The 1,696-nt window shown below is 56.1% G+C and carries 1 protein-coding gene; it reads left to right on the plus strand.

Annotated features, from left to right (window positions below; translation table 11 throughout):
- Window positions 1-273: 273 nt before the first annotated feature.
- Entirely contained in the window at window positions 274-1,143 is an 870-nt protein-coding gene (locus tag M653_RS1000000137175; RefSeq protein ID WP_156938330.1) for a hypothetical protein, read from the plus strand.
- Window positions 1,144-1,696: the final 553 nt, after the last annotated feature.

Genomic DNA, 1,696 nt, shown 5'->3' on the forward strand with positions numbered 1-1,696 from the left:
GATACGACAAGTTGCTCGCCAACTTCATGGGCTTTGTCAAACTTGCCGCTATCGCTATCTGGCTCAGGTAGTTAAATCGTCACTACGCCCTAGGGAGGGAGGCAGGCAGTGCCGAACCCACATCTTTTCCTGCTGCGGCCAACGCGGCGCGCTGCTTGGAAGCTCAATTTCCCGCAGTCGCTAGGTTGCAAAAGTAACGCGAAATCAGTTCAGCAGGCCGTTCCTGGGTGATAGCCTCAAGTAGTAGAGAAAACCACGTAAGGACTCTGAGCGATGGAACGCCGTACCCGTAGAAATAGACCTGAAAGTTCAACCCGGGGTGAGGGTGCAGACACGCAATTCTCTGATATGCCGAGTGGCGTACTGGGGGACGTGGGGAGGAGTGCAGCCACCGACGACCCGGTTGAAACGTCGAACAACCTTTACGGTCTTCGGTCGGTGAGCGCGTCAGTCGGCGGCGAGTTCGCGACAAGCAATGCGGGACAATTTCACACACGGCTCAACCGGCTAGGCGATTCAGCTGAGCGCATGTTTACAGCGGCAATACCGCCAAACAATCATGTTCCGGTGTCCCAGCCCTTTCACGAACGCTATTGCCCCGTCGGCCCCATAACCAAGTTTCAAACTGCAACGAGGAAATCAGCTGCGGTCGACAAAGTTCTCGGCATGAATAGCGCGTTGGGTCAGTCTCTGGCACTTTCAAACATAGCAGGCCACATAGGTGACTTTGGCCAGGCAGATAGGGAGCGTCTTCTTGATAGATCGATCGAACTTGCTGAAACTTTCGGCAATGGACAGGCGGAAGCTCTGATAAATTCATGCGCGGCCCTTAAAAAAGGACGCGATTATTTGAGCGAACAGCAATCAGATCGAGTAGACGCGATGCTTGCACAGAGTGATTATATTCGGACTCTCTACGAGTCGTTTCCGGAGGCCTCCGGCCATGCCATGCAGCAGCCGCAAAACCCTGATTTGGATAGGAGCATCGAAGCAATTTACGCTCGATCCCGGCAGTTGCAACCAGATTGGACGTATCAGCAAGCGGATACGATTGGTGAGACCGGGGAACTTATCAACCAAGCCTACAATAGCGCGCGAGCGGAACTCATGGGCACCGACAGAACCAGAGACTTGACACGATGAGGTTCATGGACGTGACGTAGGTCAACTGCGTAAGCCTTATCGGGCCGAGGTCGTCTTCGCGGTCGACCTCGGTGGGGGCCACGGTGGACCTCGCAGAGGAGCCTTCAACGTGGACCGCGCACTTTGCCGCGCCAGCGGCGCAATCCCCTTAGCGCAACTGCTCAGCGGTTGTCCGGCAGTCCACAGCTTGTGAGTTATGCGTATTGTGTAGGGGCATGGAAAGCGGTGAGATCAAATTTCTGACCGGAGGTCAGGGGGACTGGCCATGAGGTGTATGTCGGTGAAGCCAAGAGCGTTCGAGCCGATTTGCGAATTCGCCGACCTCCGGGATCTGATGGCCGGCCAGCGAGCCGTTACCTAGGGAGCCAGATCCGCCCATCCGCGGTGTTGAGCCTGGTTATGGTGGTACGATCTTTCAATATGACTGTCCGGTCGGCGACCGCGCTCCGCCCAGAAGCGTCCGTTACACCGGACGAAATGCAATGTGACTTTCGCGGCAGGCCGGCCACCCCTAAATAGCGCTGGTTTTCCATGGGCAATCGGGGACTGTCTG

Origin of the sequence: Mesorhizobium sp. WSM3626 (assembly GCF_000513935.1) — a bacterium.
Classification (GTDB): Bacteria; Pseudomonadota; Alphaproteobacteria; order Rhizobiales; family Rhizobiaceae; genus Mesorhizobium; species Mesorhizobium salmacidum.

Bases quoted from the DNA above. Each gene is read 5' to 3' on its own strand.
- M653_RS1000000137175 (WP_156938330.1), top strand. From the start codon at position 274: ATGGAACGCCGTACCCGTAGAAATAGACCTGAAAGTTCAACCCGGGGT.